At 62.1% G+C, this 23,457-nt stretch carries 25 protein-coding genes and 1 riboswitch; of the genes, 9 read left to right on the forward strand and 16 right to left on the reverse strand.

Annotated features, from left to right (window positions below):
* Positions 1-3 precede the first annotated feature (3 nt).
* From J0X03_RS17305 to J0X03_RS17315, 3 genes are read left to right on the forward strand one after another with little or no spacing between them, the layout of a single operon-like run.
* Complete coding sequence (locus tag J0X03_RS17305; protein ID WP_089194403.1) at positions 4-1,740, forward strand: ATP-binding cassette domain-containing protein; 1,737 nt, start codon at positions 4-6, stop codon at positions 1,738-1,740.
* Positions 1,737-2,891, forward strand: coding sequence for an ABC transporter permease (locus J0X03_RS17310; RefSeq protein WP_042783887.1), 1,155 nt, complete (start codon positions 1,737-1,739; stop codon positions 2,889-2,891). Before J0X03_RS17305 ends, J0X03_RS17310 begins: the two co-directional genes overlap by 4 nt.
* 12 nt (positions 2,892-2,903) lie before the next feature.
* Positions 2,904-4,010, forward strand: coding sequence for an ABC transporter permease (locus J0X03_RS17315; protein WP_033652362.1), 1,107 nt, complete (start codon positions 2,904-2,906; stop codon positions 4,008-4,010).
* A gap of 70 nt (positions 4,011-4,080) precedes the next feature.
* Here J0X03_RS17315 and J0X03_RS17320 read toward each other — a convergent pair whose 3' ends face one another.
* The 6 genes from J0X03_RS17320 to moaA form a co-directional block, all read right to left on the reverse strand.
* Positions 4,081-4,791 (reverse strand): Bax inhibitor-1/YccA family protein, encoded by a 711-nt coding sequence (locus J0X03_RS17320; RefSeq protein ID WP_004939761.1) that lies wholly within the window; start codon positions 4,789-4,791, stop codon positions 4,081-4,083.
* 130 nt (positions 4,792-4,921) lie between these two features.
* Entirely contained in the window at positions 4,922-5,389 is a 468-nt protein-coding gene (gene moaE, locus J0X03_RS17325) for a molybdopterin synthase catalytic subunit MoaE (protein WP_033642239.1), read from the reverse strand.
* Positions 5,390-5,391: 2 nt separating this feature from the next.
* On the reverse strand, positions 5,392-5,637 hold the full coding sequence (gene moaD / locus J0X03_RS17330; protein ID WP_004939768.1) for a molybdopterin synthase sulfur carrier subunit: 246 nt from the start codon (positions 5,635-5,637) through the stop codon (positions 5,392-5,394).
* On the reverse strand, positions 5,634-6,113 hold the full coding sequence (gene moaC / locus J0X03_RS17335) for a cyclic pyranopterin monophosphate synthase MoaC (RefSeq protein ID WP_025301929.1): 480 nt from the start codon (positions 6,111-6,113) through the stop codon (positions 5,634-5,636). Before moaC ends, moaD begins: the two co-directional genes overlap by 4 nt.
* 3 nt (positions 6,114-6,116) lie before the next feature.
* Entirely contained in the window at positions 6,117-6,632 is a 516-nt protein-coding gene (moaB, locus tag J0X03_RS17340) for a molybdenum cofactor biosynthesis protein B (RefSeq protein ID WP_033642238.1), read from the reverse strand.
* Between the two features lie 24 nt (positions 6,633-6,656).
* The gene (gene moaA, locus J0X03_RS17345) at positions 6,657-7,643 is read right to left on the reverse strand and encodes a GTP 3',8-cyclase MoaA (protein ID WP_025301927.1); all 987 of its coding nucleotides are present in this window, start codon (positions 7,641-7,643) and stop codon (positions 6,657-6,659) included.
* Positions 7,630-7,774, reverse strand: a riboswitch (molybdenum cofactor riboswitch). (Overlaps the previous gene by 14 nt.)
* A gap of 336 nt (positions 7,775-8,110) precedes the next feature.
* Between moaA and J0X03_RS17350 the strand changes: the two genes are divergently transcribed.
* Positions 8,111-9,028, forward strand: coding sequence for a gluconeogenesis factor YvcK family protein (locus tag J0X03_RS17350; protein ID WP_089196741.1), 918 nt, complete (start codon positions 8,111-8,113; stop codon positions 9,026-9,028).
* Between the two features lie 6 nt (positions 9,029-9,034).
* On the opposite strand, the gene J0X03_RS17355 is transcribed toward J0X03_RS17350, so the two are convergent.
* From J0X03_RS17355 to J0X03_RS24275, 3 genes are all read right to left on the reverse strand, one after another.
* On the reverse strand, positions 9,035-9,301 hold the full coding sequence (locus tag J0X03_RS17355; protein WP_004939783.1) for a VF530 family protein: 267 nt from the start codon (positions 9,299-9,301) through the stop codon (positions 9,035-9,037).
* A 100-nt stretch (positions 9,302-9,401) separates the two neighbouring features.
* Positions 9,402-11,414 (reverse strand): excinuclease ABC subunit UvrB, encoded by a 2,013-nt coding sequence (uvrB, locus tag J0X03_RS17360; RefSeq protein ID WP_033642236.1) that lies wholly within the window; start codon positions 11,412-11,414, stop codon positions 9,402-9,404.
* 531 nt (positions 11,415-11,945) lie between these two features.
* Positions 11,946-12,074 carry a hypothetical protein gene (locus tag J0X03_RS24275; protein ID WP_255326645.1) on the reverse strand — a complete coding sequence of 43 codons (129 nt, stop codon included), beginning with the start codon at positions 12,072-12,074 and terminating at the stop codon, positions 11,946-11,948.
* 453 nt (positions 12,075-12,527) lie between these two features.
* Between J0X03_RS24275 and J0X03_RS17365 the strand changes: the two genes are divergently transcribed.
* Together J0X03_RS17365 and J0X03_RS17370 are read left to right on the forward strand one after the other, a co-directional pair.
* The gene (locus tag J0X03_RS17365) at positions 12,528-13,238 is read left to right on the forward strand and encodes an ATP-binding cassette domain-containing protein (protein ID WP_142002077.1); all 711 of its coding nucleotides are present in this window, start codon (positions 12,528-12,530) and stop codon (positions 13,236-13,238) included.
* A gap of 129 nt (positions 13,239-13,367) precedes the next feature.
* Positions 13,368-15,002, forward strand: coding sequence for a hypothetical protein (locus tag J0X03_RS17370; protein WP_160204096.1), 1,635 nt, complete (start codon positions 13,368-13,370; stop codon positions 15,000-15,002).
* Between the two features lie 53 nt (positions 15,003-15,055).
* Here J0X03_RS17370 and bioD read toward each other — a convergent pair whose 3' ends face one another.
* Genes bioD through bioB form a run of 4 tightly spaced genes read right to left on the reverse strand, consistent with a single transcriptional unit; the run spans position 15,056 to position 18,668 of the window.
* Entirely contained in the window at positions 15,056-15,736 is a 681-nt protein-coding gene (gene bioD / locus J0X03_RS17375) for a dethiobiotin synthase (protein ID WP_033642233.1), read from the reverse strand.
* On the reverse strand, positions 15,729-16,496 hold the full coding sequence (gene bioC, locus J0X03_RS17380; RefSeq protein ID WP_089194400.1) for a malonyl-ACP O-methyltransferase BioC: 768 nt from the start codon (positions 16,494-16,496) through the stop codon (positions 15,729-15,731). The genes bioD and bioC overlap by 8 nt, the downstream gene beginning before the upstream one ends.
* Positions 16,480-17,631: an 8-amino-7-oxononanoate synthase gene (gene bioF / locus J0X03_RS17385; protein ID WP_033642231.1), complete on the reverse strand. Its 1,152-nt coding sequence runs from the start codon at positions 17,629-17,631 to the stop codon at positions 16,480-16,482. The genes bioC and bioF overlap by 17 nt, the downstream gene beginning before the upstream one ends.
* Entirely contained in the window at positions 17,631-18,668 is a 1,038-nt protein-coding gene (bioB, locus tag J0X03_RS17390; protein WP_031299723.1) for a biotin synthase BioB, read from the reverse strand. Before bioB ends, bioF begins: the two co-directional genes overlap by 1 nt.
* Positions 18,669-18,756: 88 nt before the next feature.
* Here bioB and bioA point away from each other — a divergent pair, with 88 nt between their 5' ends.
* The gene (bioA, locus tag J0X03_RS17395) at positions 18,757-20,031 is read left to right on the forward strand and encodes an adenosylmethionine--8-amino-7-oxononanoate transaminase (protein WP_160204095.1); all 1,275 of its coding nucleotides are present in this window, start codon (positions 18,757-18,759) and stop codon (positions 20,029-20,031) included.
* A 4-nt stretch (positions 20,032-20,035) separates the two neighbouring features.
* Here bioA and J0X03_RS17400 read toward each other — a convergent pair whose 3' ends face one another.
* Together J0X03_RS17400 and J0X03_RS17405 are read right to left on the reverse strand one after the other, a co-directional pair.
* The gene (locus tag J0X03_RS17400; protein ID WP_047025679.1) at positions 20,036-20,437 is read right to left on the reverse strand and encodes a YkvA family protein; all 402 of its coding nucleotides are present in this window, start codon (positions 20,435-20,437) and stop codon (positions 20,036-20,038) included.
* Between the two features lie 2 nt (positions 20,438-20,439).
* The gene (locus tag J0X03_RS17405) at positions 20,440-20,715 is read right to left on the reverse strand and encodes a metal/formaldehyde-sensitive transcriptional repressor (RefSeq protein ID WP_025301915.1); all 276 of its coding nucleotides are present in this window, start codon (positions 20,713-20,715) and stop codon (positions 20,440-20,442) included.
* Positions 20,716-20,793: 78 nt separating this feature from the next.
* Here J0X03_RS17405 and dmeF point away from each other — a divergent pair, with 78 nt between their 5' ends.
* Complete coding sequence (gene dmeF, locus J0X03_RS17410; RefSeq protein WP_160204094.1) at positions 20,794-21,762, forward strand: CDF family Co(II)/Ni(II) efflux transporter DmeF; 969 nt, start codon at positions 20,794-20,796, stop codon at positions 21,760-21,762.
* 32 nt (positions 21,763-21,794) lie between these two features.
* Positions 21,795-22,277 carry a kinase inhibitor gene (locus tag J0X03_RS17415; protein WP_042783877.1) on the forward strand — a complete coding sequence of 161 codons (483 nt, stop codon included), beginning with the start codon at positions 21,795-21,797 and terminating at the stop codon, positions 22,275-22,277.
* Positions 22,278-22,341: 64 nt separating this feature from the next.
* Here J0X03_RS17415 and pgl read toward each other — a convergent pair whose 3' ends face one another.
* Positions 22,342-23,337 carry a 6-phosphogluconolactonase gene (gene pgl, locus J0X03_RS17420; protein ID WP_160204093.1) on the reverse strand — a complete coding sequence of 332 codons (996 nt, stop codon included), beginning with the start codon at positions 23,335-23,337 and terminating at the stop codon, positions 22,342-22,344.
* Positions 23,338-23,457: the final 120 nt, after the last annotated feature.

A 23,457-nucleotide genomic window follows, 5' to 3' on the forward strand; every position in this document is an offset into this window, starting at 1 on the left:
GCCATGGAACAGGCGCACACCATCGAGTTGGTAGGGCTGGAAAAGCGCTTCCCGTCGCTTGAGAAACCGGCGGTCGCCAGCCTGACCACCACCCTGCGCAGCGGCGCGGTCATCGGGCTGGTCGGCCCGGACGGCGCCGGCAAAACCACCCTGCTGCGCATGCTGGCCGGGCTGCTGAAGCCAAGCAGCGGCAAACTGCGGGTCGCCGGGCTGGATCCGATCGGCCAGGATCGCCAACTGCATGCGATCCTCGGCTACATGCCGCAGAAGTTCGGGCTGTATGAGGATCTGACGGTGATGGAGAACCTGACGCTGTACGCCGATCTGCGCGGCGTCACCGGCGATCTTCGCCGCCAGACCTTCGAACGGCTGCTGAAATTCACCGATCTGACCCGCTTCACCGAGCGCCTGGCGGGCAAGCTGTCCGGCGGCATGAAGCAGAAACTGGGACTGGCCTGCACGCTGGTGGGCGAACCTCAGGTGCTGTTGCTGGATGAACCGGGCGTCGGCGTCGATCCGATCTCGCGCCGCGAGCTGTGGCGCATGGTGCACGAGCTGGCCAACGACGGCATGTTGATCCTGTGGAGCACCTCTTATCTCGATGAGGCCGAGCAGTGTCGCGAAGTGCTGCTGCTCAACGAGGGCGAGCTGCTGTTCAGCGGCGCGCCGCAGGATCTGACCCAGCGCATGGCCGGACGCACGGTATTGATCGCCGCGCCGCCCGGCAGCCATCGATCGTTGCTGCAGCGGGCGATCTGCCTGCCGGCGGTCACCGACGGCGTGATCCAGGGCAAGTACCTGCGCCTGATCCTGAAAGAAGGCGAAGATCATCGGCAGCTGCTGCAGACGCTGGATCTGCCGGACGCCGAACTGGACGAAGCGGATCCGCGCTTCGAGGATGCGTTTATCGATCTGCTCGGCGGCGGCCCCAACCATCGCTCGGCGCTGGCGGAGATCATGCCGACCGTTGACGGCAAAGGCGGTGAAACGGTGATCGAAGCGGTGCAGTTGACCAAGAAATTCGGCGATTTCGCCGCCACCGATCACGTCGATTTTCAGGTACGGCGCGGCGAAATCTTCGGCCTGCTCGGCCCGAACGGCGCCGGCAAGTCCACCACCTTCAAAATGATGTGCGGCCTGCTGGTGCCGTCCGGCGGCAAGGCGCTGGTGCTGGGGATGGATCTGAAGACCAGTTCCGGCAAGGCGCGCCAACGCCTCGGCTACATGGCGCAAAAATTCTCGCTGTATGGCAACCTGACGGTGGCGCAGAACCTGAAGTTCTTCTCCGGGGTCTACGGCCTGAGCGGCAAGGCGCAGCGCGACAAAATCGACGAGATGTCCCGCGCCTTCAACTTCGCGCCGATCCTCGATCAGACGCCGGATGCCCTGCCGCTCGGCTTCAAGCAACGCCTGGCGCTGGCCTGCGCGCTGATGCACGAACCGGATATTCTGTTCCTCGACGAACCGACCTCCGGTGTCGATCCGCTGACGCGGCGCGAGTTCTGGCTGCACATCAACGGCATGGTCGACAAGGGCGTCACGGTGATGGTGACCACCCACTTTATGGACGAGGCGGAATACTGCGACCGCATCGGCCTGGTGTATCGCGGCAAGATCATCGCCGCCGGCACGCCGGACGATCTCAAACAACAGGTAGCGCGCGACGACAACCCCAACCCCTCGATGGAACAGGCGTTTATCGAACTGGTGCAGGGCTACGACGAGGAGGAACCGCGGTGAGCGACAACCGAGCCCCAATCGACGACGGCGGCTTCTCCTGGCGCCGACTGCGCGCGCTGTGCCTGAAGGAGACGCGGCAAATACTGCGCGATCCCAGCAGCGGCCTGATCGCCTTCGTTATCCCGCTGATGCTGCTGTTTATCTTCGGCTACGGCATCAACCTGGACTCCAGCAAGCTGCATCTGGGCATTCTGATGGAGCAACAGAGCGAAGACGCGCGCGATCTGGCCCAGGCGTTCGCCGGTTCGCCCTATATCGAACCGACCATCAGCGACAACCGCCAGCAGCTGATCCAGCAGATGCAGGCCGGCACGATCCGCGGCCTGGTGGTGATCCCGGTGGATTTCGACCAGCGCATGGCGCGCCCGCACGACAGCGCCCCCATCCAGGTGATCACCGACGGCAGCGAGCCGAACACCGCCAACTTCGTGCAGGGCTATGCCCAGGGCGTATGGCAAGTTTGGCAGCAGCAGCGCGCCGCCGATCGGGGAAGCAACGACAAGCCGCTGATTGACGTGCAGATGCGCTACTGGTTCAACCCGGCGGCCATCAGCCGGCACTACATCATTCCCGGCGCCATCACCATCATCATGACGGTGATCGGCGCCATTCTCACCTCGCTGGTGATCGCCCGCGAATGGGAGCGCGGCACCATGGAAGCCCTGCTCTCCACCCAGGTGACGCGCAGCGAGCTGCTGCTCTCCAAGCTGATCCCGTATTACTTCCTCGGCATGATCGCCATGGCGCTGTGCATGGCGGTGGCGGTCTGGGTGCTCGGCGTACCCTATCGCGGTTCGCTGCCGATCCTGCTGCTGATCAGCAGCCTGTTCCTCGCCAGCACCCTCGGCATGGGCCTGCTGATCTCCACCCTCACCCGCAACCAGTTCAATGCGGCGATGGTGGCGCTGAACGCCGCCTTCCTGCCGTCGATCATGCTGTCCGGCTTCATCTTCCAGATCGACAGCATGCCGGCCATCGTACGCGCGGTGACCTACATCATTCCCGCGCGTTACTTCGTCAGCACGCTGCAAACGCTGTTCCTGGCGGGCAACGTCGGCACCGTGCTGGCGATCAATCTGCTGTTCCTGATCGCTTCCGCCGTGGTGTTCATCGGCCTGACGGCCTGGAAAACCCAGCGCCGGCTGGATTGAGGAGAAAGAGCGATGTTTCATCGTCTGTTGACGCTCATCATCAAGGAAATGCAGGCGCTGCTGCGCGATCCGCAAACCCGCGCCATCCTGATCATGCCGGTGATCCTGCAGGTGCTGCTGTTCCCGTTCGCCGCGACGCTGGAAGTCACCAACGCCACCATCGCGGTCTACAGCGAGGACAGCGGCCAGGCCTCGGTGGAGCTGACCCAGCGCTTCGCCAAGGCCAAAGCCTTCTCCCATGTCCTGCTGCTGCGCAATCCGCAGGAGATAAAGACCACCATCGACAACCAGCGGGCGCTGCTGCTGATCCGCTTCCCGGCGCAGTTCTCGCGCGATATCGCCACCGGCAACACCGCGCCGCTGCAGCTGCTGCTCGACGGGCGCAACTCCAACAGCGCGCAGATCGCCGCCAACTACGTGCAGCAGATCGTGCAGGAATATCAGAACGAGCTGCTCGGCAACCGCGCGAAACCCAACAACAGCGAACTGGTGGTACGCAACTGGTATAACCCGAATCTGGACTACAAATGGTTCGTGGTGCCGTCGCTGATCGCCATGATCACCACCATCGGCGTGCTGATCGTCACCTCGCTGTCGGTGGCGCGCGAGCGCGAACAGGGCACGCTGGAACAGCTGCTGGTCTCGCCGCTCACCACCTGGCAAATCTTTATCGGCAAGGCGGTGCCGGCGCTGATCGTCGCCAGCTTCCAGGCCAGCATCGTGCTGTTGATCGGCATCTTCCTGTACCAGATCCCGTTCGCCGGATCGCTGCTGCTGTTCTACGCCACCATGCTGATCTACGGGCTGTCGCTGGTCGGTTTCGGCCTGCTGATCTCGTCGCTGTGCGCCACTCAGCAGCAGGCGTTCATCGGCGTGTTCGTGTTCATGATGCCGGCGATCCTGCTCTCGGGTTACGTCTCGCCGGTGGAGAATATGCCGGTGTGGCTGCAGGATCTGACCTGGGTGAATCCGATACGCCACTTCACCGACATCACCAAGCAGATCTACCTGAAGGACGCCAGCTTCAGCATTATCTGGCGCAGCCTGTGGCCGCTGCTGGTGATCACTGCCACCACCGGCAGCGCCGCCTACGCGCTGTTCCGCCGCAAGATCGCATAAAAAAAGCTCTGCATGTCACATGCAGAGCTTTTTGATCGCCAAATACCCTAAGGCATGAAAGACGACGGATTTAGCGGCGGTTGCCGAAAATGCGCAGCAACATCAGGAACAGGTTGATGAAGTCGAGATACAGCGTCAGCGCGCCGACGATGGCGTACTTGCGGAAGCCGTCTTTATCATCGGCGTTCAGCTGCTCGCCCATCGCCTTGAGTTTCTGCGTGTCGTACGCGGTCAGGCCGACGAACACCACCACTCCGATGTAGGTAATCGCCCACATCAGCGCGGTGCTTTTCAGCCAGATGTTCACCAGCGAAGCCAGCACGATGCCGATCAGCGCCATGAACAACATGCTGCCGAAGCCACTCAGATCGCGCTTGGTGGTGTAGCCGTACAGGCTCATCGCGCCGAACATGCCGGCGGTGACGACGAAAGTGCTGGCGATCGAGCTGTAGGTGTACGCGATGAAGATGCTCGACAGCGTCAGCCCGGTCAGCGCCGAGTACAGCATGAACAGCGAGGTGGCCACCGCGCCGCTCAGGCGGTTGACCATGCCGGAAATCACGAACACCAGCGCCAGTTGGGCGATGATCAGACCAAAGAAGGTGATCTGACTGGAGAAGATGAAGTTGAGGATCGCGGGCGTATTGGCCGCATACCAGGAAACGAACGCCGTCAGCAGCAGACCGCAGGTCATCCAGCCGTAAACCTGCGCCATGTAGGCCTGAATGCCGCTGTTGGCACGTTCGACGATTGAACCATTAGAGCGTGGATATCGGTCCATGACGGTTACCTTTTGCGTTGTAAACAAGATTCCGAAGCCCCGTAAACGGGGCTTCGCCTGCTATAAGCGTACCACAGAATAGGCCGCGCGAAAGCGGCAAAGGTCTTGATTTGTTTCCGCTGTTGAGGCGTTATTTAGCCGCGTCGTGCCAGCGCTGCGCGGCCTGACGATCGCTGTCGCGAGCGTCCACCCAACGATCGCCCTGGCCGGTCGCTTCGCGCTTCCAGAACGGCGCGCGGGTCTTCAGGTAGTCCATGATGAACTCGCTGGCGGCGAACGCCATGCCGCGGTGCGCGCCGGTCACGCCGACGAACACGATCTCGTCGCCGGGATACAGCGCGCCGACGCGGTGGATCACCGTCACGCGCTGCAGCGGCCAACGGCTGCGCGCCTCGGCCACGATCTCCGCCAGCGCCTTCTCGGTCATGCCGGGGTAGTGTTCCAGCGTCAGCGCGCTGACGTCGTCCCCGAGGTTATGGTTGCGCACCTTGCCGGTGAAGGTCACCACCGCGCCGTCGGCGTCGCACTGCGCCAGCCACTGATACTCGTCGCCGACGTTGAACGGCGCTTCGCCCACGCGAATGCGGGTGTTTTCCATGCTTACCCCCCGGTAACCGGCGGGAAGAAGGCCACTTCATCGCCGGCGCGCAGCGGGTGATCCGCCGCCACCAGCGACTGATTGACCGCCGCCAGCAGTTTGCCGGACTCCAGCGCCAGCGCCCAGCGATCGCCGCGCGCGCACAGCGCCTGACGCAGCGCCTCGACGGTCGGGTAATCCGCCGGCATCGACAGCGCGCCGGTGCCCACCAGTTCGCGCACCTGCGCGAAGAAAAGAATATCGATCATGCGTTCACCTTAAAATCACCGGATTTGCCGCCGCTTTTCGCCAGCAGGCGCACCGGGCCGATCACCATGTCTTTCTGTACCGCTTTGCACATGTCATAGATGGTCAATGCCGCCACCGAGGCGGCGGTCAGCGCTTCCATCTCGACGCCGGTTTTGCCGGTCAGCCGGCAGCAGGTTTCAATGCGCACCCGGCTGTGCTCCGTTTGCGCCTCCAGCTGCACTTCGACCTTGCTCAACATCAGCGGGTGGCACAGCGGGATCAGTTCCCAGGTGCGTTTGGCCGCCTGAATGCCGGCGATGCGCGCCGTGGCGAACACGTCGCCCTTGTGATGGCTGCCGTCGACGATCATCGCCAGCGTGGCGGGCAGCATGTCGACGAAGGCTTCGGCGCGCGCCTCACGCACCGTTTCGGCCTTGGCGGAAACGTCGACCATATGGGCTTCGCCGGCGGCGTTAATGTGGGTTAGCTGTGTCATGACTCAGGGCTTCTTCAAATGGGGCTGGAAGTTGCACGGGCGATGGCGCGCGTCCAACTGCTCTTCGATAATCCGCTCCCAGGCGGTGCGGCAGGCGCGGGTGGAGCCCGGCATGGCGAAAATCACCGTGCGGTTGGCCAGGCCGGCCAGCGCGCGCGACTGGATCGTCGCGGTGCCGATCTCTTCGTACGACACCATGCGGAACAGTTCGCCGAACCCTTCCACCTCTCTGTCGAACAGTGGCAACAGCGCTTCCGGCGTGTTGTCGCGCGCGGTAAAACCGGTGCCGCCGGTGATCAGCACCGCCTGCACGTTGTCATCGGCGATCCACGCGGAAACCCGTGCGCGGATCTGGTAAATGTCATCTTTGACGATGGCGCGATCCACCACCTGATGGCCGGCTTCCTGCGCCGCTTCCTGCAGATATTGGCCGGAGGTGTCTTCCGCCGCGCCGCGGCTGTCGGACACGGTCAGGATGGCGATATGCGCCGGAATAAACTCGCTGCTCGCATGGCTCATGGTTCAATAAGCTCCTATTGGCTGTCAGCCGCCGATAAACGACAGGTTCTGGGTGATCCCGCTGTTGCCCTGATGCAGGAAATGGGTCTGCTTCTTGCTCAGCAGCCCGCTCTGAATGCGCGCCTTCAGCGCGTCGAGCTGGCCGTCGTCCGCCAGCAGATCGCGCAGGGGCACCCCCTGCTCGCCGAACAGGCACAGATGCAGATTGCCGATGGAAGAAACGCGCAGCCGGTTGCAGCTGGCGCAGAAGTCTTTTTCATACGGCATGATAAGACCCACCTCACCCTGGTAGTCCGGGTGGCTGAACACCTGCGCCGGGCCGTCGCTGCGGCCACGCGCCTGGCGCTGCCAACCCTGCTGCTCCAGCTGCAGGCGAATCACTTCGCCGGAAACGTGGTGTTTGCGAAACAGTTCGCCCCCCTCGCCGGTTTCCATCAGTTCGATAAAGCGCAGCTGGATCGGCCGATCCTTGATCCAGGCGAGAAACGCGCCGAGTTGCTGGTGATTGACGTCGCGCATCAGCACGGCGTTGACCTTGACCTTGCTGAAACCGGCGCTGAAGGCGGCGTCGATGCCGTCCATCACCTGGCGGAACTTGTCCTGACCGGTAATGGCGTGAAACTGGCGGGGATCCAGACTGTCGACGCTGACGTTAATCGCCGTCAGACCGGCGTCACGCCAGGCGGCGACGTCGCGCGCCAGACGGTAGCCGTTGGTGGTGACAGCCAGGGTACGGATGGCCGGGTTTTCCCGCACGGCGGCGATGATCTCGGTAAAGTCGCGGCGCAGCGAAGGCTCGCCGCCGGTCAGGCGCACCTTTTCGGTGCCCAGTTCGGCGAACGCGCGGCTGACGCGGCGGATTTCATCCAGCGACAGGAAGCTTTTCGGGCTGCCGCTCGGCTTGTAGCCGTCGGGCAGACAGTAGGTGCAACGAAAGTTGCACACGTCGGTGATCGACAAGCGCAGGTAATAGAACTTGCGCTCATAAGCATCAATGAGTTGCGGTACCATAACACCTTTCCAAAGTCGGGAGATGCGAGCGTTTCCCCTCTGCACCCTGGTGGCTGACTTCGCCACGGCCCAGGCGCCATATCGTTCCGGATGAACAACGTAGGCGCAGGGGCTAGGAGTTTGATTTCTCTTCCCGCTACCTTGAGTAGCCGGAATGAAACCGTGGTTTTCAGCAGAATTCTAGCGCTAATCGGCAACGATAGCCAACGCGTTAATTCGCTATATAACTGTCTATACAGCGTTTTTAGACGCCGCGTAATCGGGTAAACCATGATAAACATCGCTTACGCGGGCGAATTGACCAGAATCACGCAAATGGCACTCTTTATCCCCTAAATAATGGGCGTCGCCTCCCGACGGCAAGCCCGCTCCCCCCAGAGGCAACGTCAAGGATAACGGGTATATCGCGTTTTTACGCCGGATCCGCTACCTTATGCGGGCAGTTCAGCCCCTTTGTAAGGAAATTTATGCGTAATCGTACCCTGGCCGATCTCGACCGCGTGGTGGCGTTGGGCGGCGGACACGGCCTGGGCCGTGTGATGTCGGCCCTGTCGTCCTTAGGCTCCCGCCTGACCGGCATCGTTACCACCACCGACAACGGCGGTTCCACCGGCCGCATCCGCCGTTCGGAAGGCGGCATTGCCTGGGGCGATACCCGCAACTGTCTCAACCAGCTGATCACCGAGCCGAGCGTCGCCTCGGCGATGTTCGAATACCGCTTCAGCGGCAACGGCGAACTGGCCGGCCATAACCTCGGCAACCTGATGTTGAAAGCGCTGGATCACCTGAGCGTGCGCCCGCTGGAAGCGATCAACCTGGTGCGCAGCCTGTTGAAGGTGGACGCGGCGTTGATCCCGATGTCGGAACAGCCGGTGGATTTGATGGCGCACGATCACGAAGGCAACCATGTTTACGGTGAAGTGAATGTTGACCAACTGGCCCATATGCCGCAGGAGCTGATGCTGTCGCCCCCGGTCAACGCCACGCGCGAAGCGCTGGACGCCATCGCGCAGGCCGACGTGATCCTGATCGGACCGGGCAGTTTCCTCACCAGCCTGATGCCGCTGCTGCTGCTGGACGATCTCACCCAGGCGCTGCGCCGCAGCAGCGCCAGCATGATTTATATCGGCAACCTCGGCCGCGAGCTGAGCGTGGCCGCCGCGGCGCTGTCATTAAAGGATAAGCTGGCGCTGATGGAAGAGAAGATCGGCCGCCGGATGATCGATGCGCTGATCGTCAGCCCGGCGGTAGACACCAGTGAAGTGCAGGATCGGGTGGTGATTCAGCAACCGCTGGAAGCGAGCGACATCCCCTACCGCCACGATCGCCAGCTGCTGCGCCAGGCACTGGATCAAGCGCTGGTAGAGCTGGCCGACCGCCGTTGACCGAATTTAACCGTCTCGCCCGCGCAGCCAGGGATTATCGCTGGCTGGGGCGGGATGGCTGACCATATCGATATACAGATCTTCCACCTCTTTACGCGCCCAGGGCGTGCGACGCAAAAATTTCAGACTGGACTTGATGCTCGGATCGCTGCGGAAGCAGTTGATGCGAATGCGCGCGCCCAGCTCGGACCAACCGTAGTGATCCACCAGTTTATTCAGCAGTTGCTCCAGCGTCACGCCGTGCAGCGGGTCTTTAGACTGGTGTTGGCTCATGTTCGGTACTCTTCGTGGTCAAATCGGGCCGCACACCATAACAGCTTTGACGCGGCCGACAAGGAATTTTGACGCCCACAGCGCGGGCGCCGTCCAACGGTCAGGAAATCGCGATGAACTGCTCGCGCAGCTGGTGGATCTCGTCGCGCAACGCAGCCGCCTGCTCGAACTCCAGATTTTGCGCATGGGTATACATCTGCGCTTCCAGATCGCGGATTTTCTGATCCAGCGCTTTCGGCGTGAGGTTCTGCAGCTGAGCGCCGCTGTCCGCCGCCTTGCCCCTGCCTTTACCCTTGGCGCGGTTGACCGGCTGGCCAATCTGCAGAATGTCGCCGATCTTCTTGTTCAGCCCCTGCGGCACGATGCCGTTGGCTTCGTTGTAAGCCTGCTGCTTGGCGCGCCGCCGCTCGGTTTCACCGATCGCTTTGGCCATCGAATCGGTGATGCGATCGCCATACAGGATCGCCTTGCCGTTCAGGTTACGCGCCGCGCGGCCGATGGTCTGGATCAGCGAACGTTCGGAACGCAGGAAGCCTTCCTTGTCGGCGTCCAGAATCGCCACCAGCGACACCTCAGGCATGTCGAGCCCCTCACGCAGCAGGTTGATGCCCACCAGCACGTCAAACTCGCCCAGACGCAGGTCACGAATGATTTCGACGCGTTCCACGGTGTCGATATCCGAGTGCAGGTAGCGCACGCGCTCGCCATGCTCTTCCAGGTATTCGGTCAGGTCTTCCGCCATGCGTTTGGTCAGGGTGGTCACCAGCACGCGCTCGTTGATCGCCGCGCGTTTGCGGATCTCGGAGAGCAGATCGTCCACCTGAGTGGCGACCGGCCGCACTTCCACGATCGGATCCAGCAGCCCGGTCGGGCGCACCACCTGGTCGATCAGATCGCCGCCGGATTTCTCCAGCTCATATTTGCCCGGCGTGGCGGAGACATAGATGGTCTGCGGCGCCAGCGCCTCGAACTCCTCGAAGCGCAGCGGGCGGTTGTCCAGCGCCGACGGCAGGCGGAAACCGTACTCCACCAGCGTTTCCTTGCGCGCGCGGTCGCCCTTGAACATCGCGCCGATTTGCGGAATGGTGACGTGGGATTCGTCGACCACCAGCAGGCCGTCCGCCGGCAGGTAATCGAACAGCGTCGGCGGCGGCTCGCCCTCGGCGCGCCCGGAAAGGTAGCGCGAGTAGTTTTCGATGCCCGAGCAGTAACCCAGCTCGTTCATCATCTCCAGATCGAACTGGGTGCGCTGCGTCAGGCGCTGCTCTTCCAGCAGCTTGTTGTTGGCCAACAGCACCTTGCGGCGGTCCGCCAGATCGACCTTGATCTCTTCCATCGCCTGAATGATCCGCTCGCGCGGCGTCACGTAGTGCGACTTCGGGTAGATGGTAAAACGCGGCACCACCTGCTCAATCTGCCCGGTCAGCGGATCGAACAGCGACAGCCGCTCCACTTCGTCGTCGAACAGCTCGACGCGCAGCGCCAGCTCGTCCGATTCCGCCGGGAAGATGTCGATCACCTCACCGCGCACGCGGAAGGTGGCGCGCTGGAAAGCCTGATCGTTGCGAGAATACTGCAGCTCCGCCAGCCGGCGCAAAATGGAGCGCTGATCGATGATCATGCCCTTGGTCAGATGCAGCATCATCTTCAGGTAAAGATCCGGATCGCCCAGGCCGTAGATCGCCGACACCGACGCCACCACCACCACGTCGCGCCGCTCCAGCAGCGCCTTGGTGGCGGAAAGGCGCATCTGCTCGATGTGCTCATTCACCGAAGCGTCTTTTTCAATGAAGGTGTCGGAGCTGGGCACGTAGGCTTCCGGCTGGTAGTAGTCGTAGTAAGAGACGAAGTACTCCACCGCATTCTCCGGGAAAAACTCTTTCATCTCGCCGTACAGCTGCGCCGCCAACGTCTTGTTCGGCGCCAGCACCATGGTCGGCCGATTCAGATCGGCTATCACGTTGGCGATGGTGAACGTTTTGCCCGAGCCGGTTACCCCCAGCAGCGTCTGGTGCGCCAGGCCGTCTTCCAACCCCTCTTCCAGTTTGCGGATGGCTTCCGGCTGATCGCCGGCCGGTTTGAAATCAGAATGCAGTTTGAAAAGTTTACTCATTGCTCGGCTACCCTGTGGAGATGCGCGCGCTCAGGCGGCCAGCCGGCTCTGCGCCGGACGTGGCCCCTAATTATGGAAAGTGTCGGCGATTTGCGCCAGTGCCCATGATACTGGATATAAAACCAGCTTCAAGCGGATTCGTCGCTGCGCGCGGCAGCGCGGCAACGCCGTTGCACCGTGAGGTTACAGCGGGGTGACATTTTTATTGTCAATAACAGATTTATCCCCAGAACTTGCCGAAAATTAACTTATTGATAGCACCGCGGCGAAAAATCACACATAGAAACCCGATCAATGCCCTGGCGTCTTGATTTTAGTTAATTTATTGATAATTAATAGTTTTAATAAAAAGACGAGATTGCGGACAAAGCGAACAGAACCCGCGTCGGCTCTCGCTTTACAGCGTTTTTCTAAATCTAATGCACAAGGTTATCCACAGGAATAGTGGATAACTCTCACCGCCCCGCCCGTGGCGGGAGTTACAGAAAGAAAGCTTTTCGCCCTTTACACTCGCCAAAATGGCTTTTTTAGTTATTTTTTCATAAAAATATCGCTTTGTTTATGCCGATTAATACTAAAAATCCCCATTGCCAAAATCGCATTGCCCCCTTTCACGCCGATCGCGCTTGACGGCGGCGCAACGCCTTGCACCACGCCCACGCCGGAGAGCACCACAAGAGTGCAAAAAACGTCCGGGTTAACTTCCCGGCGTATTTTCAGGCCGCCGCGGCAGAGCGCGTCGGGCCTGACAGGCGGTTAACAAAGCGATAACACTCCCCCTTTTCGGCCAGTGGCAAAACTGGCCTGGGAGTTGCTTTATCTTCCCGCGTGCGAACGAGGCGCGACAGCATAATGCGCTGCCGAATGCGGCGTGCAACCGCCGCCTGGCTATGCCTCGTAAAAGCGCGAGAACGACACCAAGTCGTCATAAACGTCGTTTTTCACGACATATTGACTGTCTTTCCGTCCACCGCAGACATTGCTCAGGTGAATCGGAGGGACGGCATTTTGTTCCGGACATTGCCACACTCGGGAAATCAACCGCCAATGCGGCCTTTGCAGCACCCCACCAACGAGTGGAACGGGCGCCTATGTCTATGAGGAGAATGCCACATGCTGAGTCTGAGATCGGTCAATCAATTTTACGGGCAAAATCATACCCTGTGGGACATCAACCTGGAGCTGCCGCGCGGCCAGTGCACCGTGCTGCTCGGGCGCAACGGCGTGGGCAAGACCACGCTGGTCAACTGCATCATGGGGCATTTGCCGGTGGTGAGCGGCAGCATGACCTGGCAGCCGGCGGATCAGCCGCCGCAAAACCTGCTGCTGCAACCGATGGAGCGCCGCGCCGCACTCGGCATCAGCCACGTCCCGCAAGGGCGGCAACTCTTCTCGCAGCTGAGCGTGGAAGAGAATCTGCAAGTGGCGCAGATGGCCGTGCGCGGCGCCCCTTACCGCATTCCGCCGCTGATCTACAGCCTGTTTCCCAATTTGCGCCAGATGCGCACTCGCCGCGCCGGCGATCTGTGCGAAGGCGCTCAGCGCCAGTTGGCGATTGGTCGTGCGCTGGCGCAGGAGCCGGCGCTGCTGATCCTCGACGAACCGACGACGGGCGTACCGCCCTCGATCGCCGCCGACATCGGCAACGTGATCCGCAGGCTCAACTATGAGTTGGGCATGACCATTTTGCTGGTAGAGCATCAGCTGCCGTTCGTGCGCCAGGTGGCGGATCGTTTTTGTCTGCTCGATAGCGGGCGCACCGTGGCGCACGGCGCGCTGGCGCAGCTGGATGAGGCGCTGATCGGCGCCGGGCTGGCGGAGTGAGTGCTCGGGTTAGCGATTAGGTTGCTGTTGTATCAGTCACGGCCAGTCTGCGCCCAATAGGCATGGGCCGGCCATCTTTTCATACTCGATAGGGGTCACACCGACACCATAATATCGAGGGATGTAAGCATGACAGACAACAACGCGGCATTTATTCAATACGCGGATTTGCGCAACAAAAACTGGAGCCTGCAGGAACGTCTTAATATTGAAGGCATTTACGTCAGTTCGCGCGACGAACTGGTCGGCGCACAAGACTTTATCATCAAAACGTTAAAACGCCCTGCGATTGTCAGATTCGCCGCGCCTTTTGCCCTTTGGACGGCGCCTAAAACCGATATCAATGTCGGATTCGTCTATATCGACGGCAACGGCGTCAACGTCACTACCGAGATCCCCAACGGCACGGAAAGCGACCATAACTATTTCCTGCGCTGCTATACCAGCAACGGCGCGCTGGATAGCAACGTTCCTATTCGCCCGGCGCCTATCATGAAAGATTTCACCGTAAAGGGCATCGGCGCCAGGATTAACAACAGCAAAGATGAAACGACGATCGAATACACCTATATCGACGGCGTCCGTTTCGATTCGCCTGAAGGCCCGCTGGGCAACTTTTCCGTCAATAACGTCTATATTTCCGGCTTCTACTACGGCCTGTACTACGGTACCAATGCCTATATCGCCCACCACTACGCCTGTGAAGTCATTCGCTGTTTTGAGTGCCTGCATATGCCTTCAACGAACAGCGGCGCCCAAAACTTCGGTGAAGGCATCAACTTCTTCGGTGGCACCCTCGGCAATTCCCAGGGGCTGGCCGTTCGCAACGCTAACCCCAACGGCGCCTTCCGCCTGTTCGGCACTTCGATCGACTATGCCGGCTCGATTGCCGACGTTGAGGCCGGTAGCATTGAATTGCATGGCTGCCATATGGAATTCAACAACGGTAATAGTCCGCTCACGGAAATTCCCTTCTGTTGCAGCGCCAATCAAAATGCATCGCTGTTGATTCACGGCGGCGAAATCATCGTCGCCGGCGGCCGACTGGCGCAAGCGTCGCTGTTTTACGCCGAGGCCGGCAGTAGCGGGATTATCGTCGACAGCGTGAAGTTCTATGGCGTACGAACCGCCAGCGGCCGCTATTTCAGCGGTACCGGCGACTTTGTCATCGTCAATAGCCGACTGGATGGCGGTGGGGGTGGCGCCGGGATCCAGACGCTGGTCGGCGCCGTGAATAACAAGTTAAAAGACGGTGAGTTCGCCTTTTCCGCTAAGCCGTTTGGCTGGGAAGTGACAGGCGGCACGATCAGCGAGCCCTTTACCTCAGACGCAGTGACTATCAGTATCGAAGCCGGCGTGGGCGTCAACGGCAGCAATGCCCTGAAAGTGACCAAGTTGGGCAACGCCAATACCAACGCCGGAGTGAGAGTGATCGTGCCCGCCGCGCAATATGAGCAGCTGGGCGCCTGTTTTACCCTGAAAACGGTCAACGGCGGTACCGGCAATCTGTTCGCGACGCTGCAATATGCCTGTATCCAGGACCATGCGGACAACGGCGTCTCGCTCGTCGCCAAAGCCGCGCCGGCAGCCTGGGACGCCGCCTTGAAAGCCGATGCTTACGCCGAGTACACCGAATATCGTTTCAACGCCAATCGACGAAAAGTCCCGGTCTGGGCGACCCATGTCATCCTGACGTTCAACCTGTTTGCCCTGGCGAAAAATGGCGTGCTTTATCTCGATAACGCCTGTATTACCGCTATGTAAAAGCCAACGCCGGGTCATAAGACCCGGCGTTGTGATTCATCAGCCAGAACCTCTCACTGCGCCAGCAAGCTGATATCCAGATACTGCCCCAGCGGCGCCCGTTCGGCCTGCGGCAGGTGCGGGATTTCGCCCAGCAGCGGCGCGGGCAGCATACGGCGCAGCGTAGCCAGGTATTCCTGATGCCGCCGCCCCGGCGGCGCCACGTCGTTGGCGATCCAACCGGCCAGCGTCAGCCCGGCCTGTTGCACCGCCTGGGCCGTCAGCACCGCGTGGTTGATGCAGCCCAGCTTGATGCCCACCACCAGGATCACCGGCAGTTGCTCTTGCCGCACCCAGTCGGCGAAGGTGTACTCCGCCGACAACGGGGTAAACCACCCGCCGGCCCCCTCGACCAGCACCCAGTCGGCGCGCTGCTCCAGCCGGCGCAGGCCGTCGGACAGCCGCGCCGCGTCGATCGGCCGGCCTTCATCGGCGCTGACGATATGCGGCGAGGTCGGTTCGGCAAATACGTAAGGGTTCACTTCGTCGTAATCCAGCGCCACGCCGCTGTTGGCCTGCAGCGCCAGCGCGTCGCCGTTGCGCAGCCCCTCGGCGGTCATCTCGCTGCCGGAGGCCACCGGCTTATAGCCGGCGCTGCGGTAGCCCGCCCGGTTGGCGGCCTGCAGCAAGGCGCTGCTGGCGACGGTTTTCCCCACTTCGGTGTCGGTGCCGGTCACGAACCAACGTTTACTCACGATAAATCACTCCATAAGCCAGATGATAGCTGAGCGGGAACTGCCCCTGCCGACACGGGTAAGCCGCCTGCAGCGCGGCGAGGCGGCCGCGCGACATCAGGCCGCCCTCGCGCCCCTGATGCAAATGCGTCGCCCCGATGCCCTTGAGCGAACGCATCAGCGTCATCACGTCCGGGTAGTTCAGGATACGCAACTCCGTCACCAGTTCGTGTCGATAGGCGGCGCAGGCGGTGCGGATCTGCGTCAACGGCAAAAAGGCGTTCACGTGACGTTCGCCGTCCACCTGTTGCCAGGCGTCCCCCAATTCCTGCAGCGAGCCCGCCGCCAGCGTGGAAAACAGGATCACGCCGCCGGGACGGGTCACGCGATACAGCTCTGCCAGCGCGGCAGGCAGATCGCTGCACCACTGCACCACCAGGCTGCTGAAACAGATGTCCATCGCCGCATCGGGCAGCGGCACCTGTTCGATATCGCCCAGCAGATAATGATGCGCCGCCTGCCGTTGGCGGGCGACCTCCAGCATGCCCGGCGCCAAATCGAGCGCGGTCACCCGTTTGCCGCGCTCACGCCACATACGGCTGAAATAGCCGGTGCCGCAGCCGGCGTCCAGCAGCTGTTCGCCCGGGTGGGAACTCCCCATCCCCAGTAAGCGCTCGCCAACGTCACGCTGCAGCTCGGCGGCGGCGTCGTAGCTGCCGGCCGCGCGGCTGAAGGCCGAGGCGACCGCCTGTTTGTTCACTGTGTCATTGGCTGACGTCATTCAGCACCTCCAGCAGGCGATCGATATCCTGCGGCTGATGCGCCGCCGTCAGGGTAATGCGCAGCCGCGCGCCGCCCGGCGGCACCGTCGGCGGGCGGATGGCGCTCACCCACAGGCCGCACTCGCGCAGGCGGGTCGCCAGATCGAGCGCGCGCTGATTATCCCCCACCAGCAGCGGCTGGATGGCGGTGTCGGAATCTGTCAGGGTCAGCGCCAGCGGCGCCGCGCCCTGGCGGAAACGCCGAATGTTGTCCTGCAGCCGGGCGCGCAGGTCATCGCCCTCTCGAATGCAGACCAGCGCCGCCTGCAGCGCGCAGGCCTGTGCCGGCGGCATCGCGGTGCTGTAGATCAGATGGCGGGCGAACTGCAGCAGATACTCGGCGGTCGCCTCATCGCACAGCACCGCCGCGCCGCTGACGCCGAACGCCTTGCCGAAGGTCGCCACCAGCAGTTCAGGGCGCACGCCCTGCTGCCAGCAGCTGCCGCGGCCTTGCTCACCGCGCACGCCGATGCCGTGGGCGTCGTCCACCATCAGCCAGGCGCCCGCCGCACGGGTTAAGCGATGCAGCTCTGCCAACGGCGCGCCGTCGCCATCCATGCTGAACACCCCTTCGGTGACCGCCAGCCGCTGCCCGTCGCAGGGTTTGGCCAGCAGATCCGCCAAGGCCTGCGGTTGATTGTGCTGGAACCGGCGCAGCTCGGCCGGCGACTGCGCCGCCGCCTCCAGCAGCGAGGCGTGGCTGAGACGATCGGCCAAAATGCGATCGCCCTTTTGCATCAACGCCGCCAGCACCGCCTGGTTGGCGGCGTAGCCGGAGATGAACAGCAGCGCGCGCGGATAGCCGAGCCACGCCGCCAGTTGCTCTTCCAGCGCCTGATGCGCTGCGCTAAAACCGGTCACGTGGCCCGAACCGCCGCTGCCGACGCCGTAACGCTGCGCGCCCTGCTGCCAGGCGGCGATCACCCGCGCATCCTGGCTCAAGCCCAGGTAGTCGTTGCCCGAGAAGTTCAGATAGAGACGATCGCCGAGCCGGATCTGGCGGCCGTTGCCGCCCTCGGTGGTCTGTCGCCGGCGGTAGGCGGCGTTCAGGCGCCGCTCAGCCAGCGCCTGCTCGATGCGTTGCTGCCAGCTCATCACGGCGCCGCGTTGTAAAACTCGGCGGTATCGGCGTTCAGCAGTTGCTTGGCCAGCACCTGCTGTTGCTGGTTGTCGCCGTGTTCGGTTGCGGTCTGCTGCGGGTTGAGCCCCAGCTTGCGGAACAGCTGCAGGTCTTTGTCTTCTTCCGGATTCGGCGTGGTCAGCAGCTTGCAACCGTAGAAGATCGAGTTGGCGCCGGCCATGAAGCACATCGCCTGCGTCTGTTCGTTCATCTGTTCGCGGCCTGCGGAGAGACGGACATAAGAAGATGGCATCATGATGCGCGCCACCGCGATGGTGCGGATGAAATCAAACGGATCGACGTCATCGTTATCCGCCAGCGGCGTGCCTTTCACCTTCACCAACATGTTGATCGGCACGCTCTCCGGTGGTTTTGGCAGGTTGGCCAGCTGCACCAGCAACCCGGCGCGATCGCGCACCGTTTCACCCAGCCCGACGATGCCGCCGGAGCACACTTTGATGCCGGCGTCGCGCACCTTGTCGAGCGTATCCAGGCGCTCCTGGTAGCTGCGGGTGGTGATGATGCTGCCGTAGAACTCCGGCGAGGTGTCGAGGTTATGGTTGTAGTAATCCAGCCCGGCCTCCGCCAGCCGCTCGGCCTGGGTGCCATCCAATGTGCCCAGCGTCATGCAGGTTTCCATGCCCATCGCTTTCACGCCCTGCACCATTTGCTGCAGATAAGGCATATCGCGCTCGTGCGGGTTCTTCCACGCCGCGCCCATGCAAAAACGGGTCGAACCGTTCGCCTTGGCCTTGCGCGCCGATTCCAGCACCTGCTCGACCTGCATCAACCGCTCCGACTCCAGGCCGGTCTTGTAGCGTGAGCTCTGCGGGCAGTATTTGCAGTCTTCCGGGCAAGCGCCGGTCTTGATCGACAGCAGCGTGCTGACCTGCACCTGACGCGGGTCGAAGTGCTGGCGGTGTACGGTTTGCGCTTCGAACAGCAGTTCCAGCAGCGGTTTATCAAACAGGGCCTGGGCTTGCCCTACTGTCCAGTGAATGCGGTCGGCCATCATGGCGTCTCCAAAACGAAAAAGTGTCGCCAGTTTAAATATTGTGGATATACTGTCAACCAATCTTAATCCAATTTGGTTTACAACAATGTCTGTCACCGCTTCCGACCTGGCGTTTGACCAACGCCATATCTGGCACCCCTACACCTCCATGAGCCGCCCGTTACCCTGTTACCCGATCGAATCGGCCAGCGGCGTCGAACTGCAGCTGGCGGACGGCCGGAGTCTGGTGGACGGCATGTCCTCCTGGTGGGCGGCGATCCACGGTTACAACCATCCGCGCCTGAATCAGGCCGCCAGCCAGCAGTTGGAGAAGATGTCGCACGTGATGTTCGGCGGCATCACCCATCCGGCCGCCATCTCGCTGTGCCGTCGGCTGGTGGCGATGACGCCGGAAGCGCTGCAGTGCGTGTTCCTGGCAGATTCCGGTTCGGTGGCGGTAGAAGTGTCGCTGAAAATGGCGCTGCAGTACTGGCAGGCGCGCGGCGAGCGCCGGCAGCGCATCCTCACTCTGCGCCACGGCTATCACGGCGATACCTTCGGCGCGATGTCGGTCTGCGATCCGGACAACTCGATGCACAGCCTCTATCAGGGGTATCTGGCGCCGCACCTGTTCGCCACCGCGCCGCAGTGCCGCTTCGACGAGGAATGGCGTGAAGAGGATATCGCGCCGTTCGCCGCGCTGCTGGAGCAGCACGCCGGTGAAGTGGCGGCGGTGATCCTGGAACCGGTGGTGCAAGGCGCCGGCGGCATGCGCATCTACCATCCGACCTACCTCAAGCGGGTGCGCGAGCTGTGCGATCGCCATCAGGTGCTGCTGATCGCCGACGAGATCGCCACCGGTTTCGGCCGCACCGGCAAGCTGTTCGCCTGCGAGCACGCGCAGGTGGTGCCGGACATTCTCTGTCTGGGCAAGGCGCTGACCGGCGGCTATATGACCCTTTCCGCCACCCTGACCACCCGCCACGTGGCGGAGACCATCAGCAACGGCGCGGCCGGCTGCTTTATGCACGGGCCGACCTTTATGGGCAATCCGCTGGCCTGCGCCGTGGCGGACGCCAGTCTGGCGCTGCTGGCGGAAAATCGCTGGCAGGCGCAGGTGAGCGCCATCGAAACCCAGTTGAAGCGGGAACTGTTGCCGTTGGCGGCGCTGCCGAAGGTGGCCGACGTGCGGGTGCTGGGCGCGATTGGGGTGGTGGAGATGCGCGAACCGGTGGATGTCGCCGAGCTGCAGCGCGGGTTCGTCGAGCGCGGGGTATGGATCCGGCCGTTCGGCAAGCTGATTTACCTGATGCCGCCTTACATCATCGAAGCGGACCAGCTCAGCCGCCTGACCGCCGCCGTCGCCGCCGCCGCGCGTTAATGCCTTACCAATGCTGGTCCAGATAGCGGGCCAGCAATCCCAAACACAGCAGCCACAGTACAATGATCATCGCCGCCGCCATGCGGCCGGTGGGATTATCGACGCGCTTTTGCGCCTTCTCGCGCAGCTCGGCCATCAACGGTTTGGGGATCAGCCGCACCGCCAACATGATGCCCAACGGCACGATGATCACATCGTCCAGATAGCCCAGCACCGGAATAAAATCCGGGATCAGATCGATCGGTGAGATCGCATAGCCGGCCACCAGCAGCGCGATCAGCTTGGCGTACCACGGGGTGCGCTTATCACGGGCGGCCAGCCACAGCGCGTAGATATCGCGCTTGATGCCTTTGGCCCAACGGCGCAGCCAGCCGAACCACGGCGTGCGTTTTTTCAGTGAAATCATGATTACTTCATATAAGAACGTAAAACGGTCATCAATTGCTCGATGTCCTGCTCGCGCTGCTGCGGCGTAGCGTCCGCGGCAGCCAGATGTTCGCGCACATGCCCTTCCAGCACCTGCGCCATCAGACCGTTGACCGCGCCGCGCACCGCCGCGATCTGCTGCAGAACAGCCGAACATTCGCCGCCGCTCTCCAGCGCGCGTTCCAGCGCTTCGGCCTGCCCTTTAATGCGGCGCACCCGCGCCAACAGCTTCTTTTGATCTCTGTGGGTATGGCTCATCATTTCCGCCTGATTGTTATTTACTATACTGGGGTATAGTATATTTCAGCACACTATCTTTTGCTGAGGAACTTCACCATGACGTCTCACGCGCCCGTTTTGCACCGCGAGCACAGCCATGTTTTTGACGATGGTAACCCATTGGCCGAAAGAAACACCAGATGGGCGGTGATACTCACCGCCAGTATGATGGCTATCGAGATCGCCGGCGGCTGGCTGTTTAACTCGATGGCATTGCTGGCCGACGGCTGGCACATGAGTTCGCACGCGCTGGCCCTGGGCCTGTCGGTGCTGGCTTACGGCGCCGCACGCCGGCTGGCCAAGGATCGCCGCTTTAGCCTCGGCACCTGGAAAATAGAAGTGCTGGCCGGTTACACCAGCGCGGTGTTGTTGGTGCTGGTGGCGGCGCTGATGCTGTTTCAGTCTGGGCAGCGGCTGCTGAATCCCAGCCCGATTCATTACAACGAAGCCATCGCCATCGGCGCGATCGGGCTGGCCGTCAACCTGCTCTGCGCCTGGCTGTTGCGCGGCGGCGGCCACCATCATCATCACGGGGATGACCACGACGACACTCATCATGACCTCAACCTGCGTTCCGCCTATGTTCACGTGCTCGCCGACGCCGCCACCTCGGTGCTGGCGCTCGTCGCGCTGTTCGGCGGCAAGCTTTGGGGCGCCGCCTGGCTCGATCCGCTGATGGGCATCATCGGCGCGGCGATGGTGGCCGCCTGGGCCTATAGCCTGATGCGCGATAGCGGAAAGATTTTGCTGGATGCCGAAATGGACGCCCCGGTGGCGCAAGACATCCGCCAGGCCCTGGCCGCTTCCGGCCACGCGCTCACGCTGACCGATTTGCATGTAGGCCGCATCGGCAAAGGAAAATATCATTGCGTCCTCGCCCTGAGCAGCGCCGATCGCACCCTCACCGCCGATCGGGTGCGCCAACTGTTGGCCGCGCATCCCGAACTGGTGCATGTCACCGTCGAGATCAACCGTCCGCCGCTGGCGCAAGGGGTTGTATTGTTCCACCGAAAAGATCTAGCTTAAGGGTCCGCGTTTATCGACAACTGGGAGTCATTATGGCTTTTCGTTTGTACAGCAACGATCTGCAGGACGGCGGCACAATGCCGCAGACGCAGGTCTTCAACGGCATGGGCTACCGCGGCGATAACCTGTCGCCGCACCTGGCCTGGGACGGCGTGCCCGCCGGCACCAAAAGCTTCGTCGTCACCCTGTACGATCCCGATGCCCCGACCGGCTCCGGCTGGTGGCACTGGGTGGTGGCCAATATTCCGGCCGACGTGCGCGAGCTGCCGCAGGGCGCAGGCTCCGGCAAAGCGCCGCTGCCGAGCGCCGCGCTGCAAACCCGTACCGACTTCGGCTCGGCCGGTTACGGCGGCGCCGCGCCGCCGAATGGCGAACGCCACCGCTATCAGTTCACCGTGCATGCGCTGGACGTGGAAAGCATTGAGGTGGATGAAGGCTCCAGCGGCGCGTTGGTGGGCTTTAACGTGCATTTCCACAGCCTCGGCAGCGCCACGCTGACGGTGATGTTCAACTGATTGATCTCCGCCCATAAAAAAGCGCGGCTCAACCGAACCGCGCTTTTCTGCTCTGCCCGCCGAATTACTTCGCCAGCACGCTTACCCACATCGGGCCTTTGCCCACCGGATAACGCGCCAACATAGTCAGCTGACCGCTGGCCTGATCAATTTCATGCACCGCGATGTGATCGGACTTCTGGCCGGACGAAATCACGAAGCGGCCGCTGTGATCGATATTGAAACCGCGCGGTTGCGCTTCGGTCGGATAATAGCCGGCCACGCTCAACGTGCCGCCGTCTTCGGAGACGCTGAAGAGGGTCAGAATGCTGGCGGTGCGATCGCTGGTGTACAGGAAGCGGCCGTTCGGCGTGATATGAATGTCCGCCGCCCAGCGGGTGCCGTCGAAATCGTCCGGCATGATATCCAGCGTTTGCGTCACGGTGTATTTGCCGCCGTTTTCCGAAATGGCCAGCACGTCCACCGTGCCGTTCAGCTCGTTGACGCAGTAAGCGAACTTGTCGTTGTGGTGGAACGCCATATGGCGCGGACCGGCGCCGGCGGCGATATCCACCCCGTCCTGCGCGTGCGGCGTCAGCTGGCCCGCCAGGCTCAGGTTGAACAGACGGATGCGGTCTTCTTTCAGACACGGCACCAGCACCAGCTGGTTGGTCGGATCGATGTTGGCGGAGTGCGGCGCGCTCAGGCCGTCGATCTGTTGGATCGGCGCCGTGACCACGCCGTCGTGGCCGATCGGGCTGATGCTGGCGCAGTTGCCGCTGTAGGAAGCGGAGAACAGGTAACGCCCCTGCAAATCGGTGGAGATATGGGTCGGGCTGCCCGGCAGCGGCGCCATGCCGGCCTGCTGCAGCGTGCCGTCCGCCTCGATGCGGTAGCTGACGATGCCGAACGCCGGACGCACGCCGACGTACAGGTGAGTCTTGTCCGGATGAAGGGTCATCGGCTGCACCTGGCCCGGCACGTCAACGGTTTGCAGCAGCGCCAGCGCGCCGGCGTCGTCCAACTGCCAGACGTGGATCTGCTGGCTCTCCGGGCTGGCGACATAAACGATTTGCTTCATGTGTTCTCCTTGCAAAGGGTAAAAGAGGAACCGGTTTCAGGCCGTTCGATTGTCCCTAGCTTACCGCACATCCGTCGCATGGCAACCCTGCTTAGCACCGGAAGCTCACGCGGTTTTCTC

The sequence above is a fragment of the Serratia ureilytica genome (genome assembly GCF_017309605.1).
In the GTDB taxonomy this organism is placed as follows: Bacteria; Pseudomonadota; Gammaproteobacteria; order Enterobacterales; family Enterobacteriaceae; genus Serratia; species Serratia ureilytica.

Coding starts and splice junctions, on each gene's coding strand:
- J0X03_RS17305 (WP_089194403.1), top strand. CDS start 4: ATGGAACAGGCGCACACCATCGAGTTGGTAGGGCTGGAAAAGCGCTTC.
- J0X03_RS17315 (WP_033652362.1), top strand. CDS start 2,904: ATGTTTCATCGTCTGTTGACGCTCATCATCAAGGAAATGCAGGCGCTG.
- J0X03_RS17320 (WP_004939761.1), bottom strand. CDS start 4,791: ATGGACCGATATCCACGCTCTAATGGTTCAATCGTCGAACGTGCCAAC.
- moaE (WP_033642239.1), bottom strand. CDS start 5,389: ATGGAAAACACCCGCATTCGCGTGGGCGAAGCGCCGTTCAACGTCGGC.
- moaD (WP_004939768.1), bottom strand. CDS start 5,637: ATGATCGATATTCTTTTCTTCGCGCAGGTGCGCGAACTGGTGGGCACC.
- moaC (WP_025301929.1), bottom strand. CDS start 6,113: ATGACACAGCTAACCCACATTAACGCCGCCGGCGAAGCCCATATGGTC.
- moaB (WP_033642238.1), bottom strand. CDS start 6,632: ATGAGCCATGCGAGCAGCGAGTTTATTCCGGCGCATATCGCCATCCTG.
- moaA (WP_025301927.1), bottom strand. CDS start 7,643: ATGGTACCGCAACTCATTGATGCTTATGAGCGCAAGTTCTATTACCTG.
- J0X03_RS17350 (WP_089196741.1), top strand. CDS start 8,111: ATGCGTAATCGTACCCTGGCCGATCTCGACCGCGTGGTGGCGTTGGGC.
- J0X03_RS17355 (WP_004939783.1), bottom strand. CDS start 9,301: ATGAGCCAACACCAGTCTAAAGACCCGCTGCACGGCGTGACGCTGGAG.
- uvrB (WP_033642236.1), bottom strand. CDS start 11,414: ATGAGTAAACTTTTCAAACTGCATTCTGATTTCAAACCGGCCGGCGAT.
- J0X03_RS17365 (WP_142002077.1), top strand. CDS start 12,528: ATGCTGAGTCTGAGATCGGTCAATCAATTTTACGGGCAAAATCATACC.
- J0X03_RS17370 (WP_160204096.1), top strand. CDS start 13,368: ATGACAGACAACAACGCGGCATTTATTCAATACGCGGATTTGCGCAAC.
- bioC (WP_089194400.1), bottom strand. CDS start 16,496: ATGACGTCAGCCAATGACACAGTGAACAAACAGGCGGTCGCCTCGGCC.
- bioF (WP_033642231.1), bottom strand. CDS start 17,631: ATGAGCTGGCAGCAACGCATCGAGCAGGCGCTGGCTGAGCGGCGCCTG.
- bioB (WP_031299723.1), bottom strand. CDS start 18,668: ATGGCCGACCGCATTCACTGGACAGTAGGGCAAGCCCAGGCCCTGTTT.
- bioA (WP_160204095.1), top strand. CDS start 18,757: ATGTCTGTCACCGCTTCCGACCTGGCGTTTGACCAACGCCATATCTGG.
- J0X03_RS17400 (WP_047025679.1), bottom strand. CDS start 20,437: ATGATTTCACTGAAAAAACGCACGCCGTGGTTCGGCTGGCTGCGCCGT.
- J0X03_RS17405 (WP_025301915.1), bottom strand. CDS start 20,715: ATGAGCCATACCCACAGAGATCAAAAGAAGCTGTTGGCGCGGGTGCGC.
- dmeF (WP_160204094.1), top strand. CDS start 20,794: ATGACGTCTCACGCGCCCGTTTTGCACCGCGAGCACAGCCATGTTTTT.
- J0X03_RS17415 (WP_042783877.1), top strand. CDS start 21,795: ATGGCTTTTCGTTTGTACAGCAACGATCTGCAGGACGGCGGCACAATG.
- pgl (WP_160204093.1), bottom strand. CDS start 23,337: ATGAAGCAAATCGTTTATGTCGCCAGCCCGGAGAGCCAGCAGATCCAC.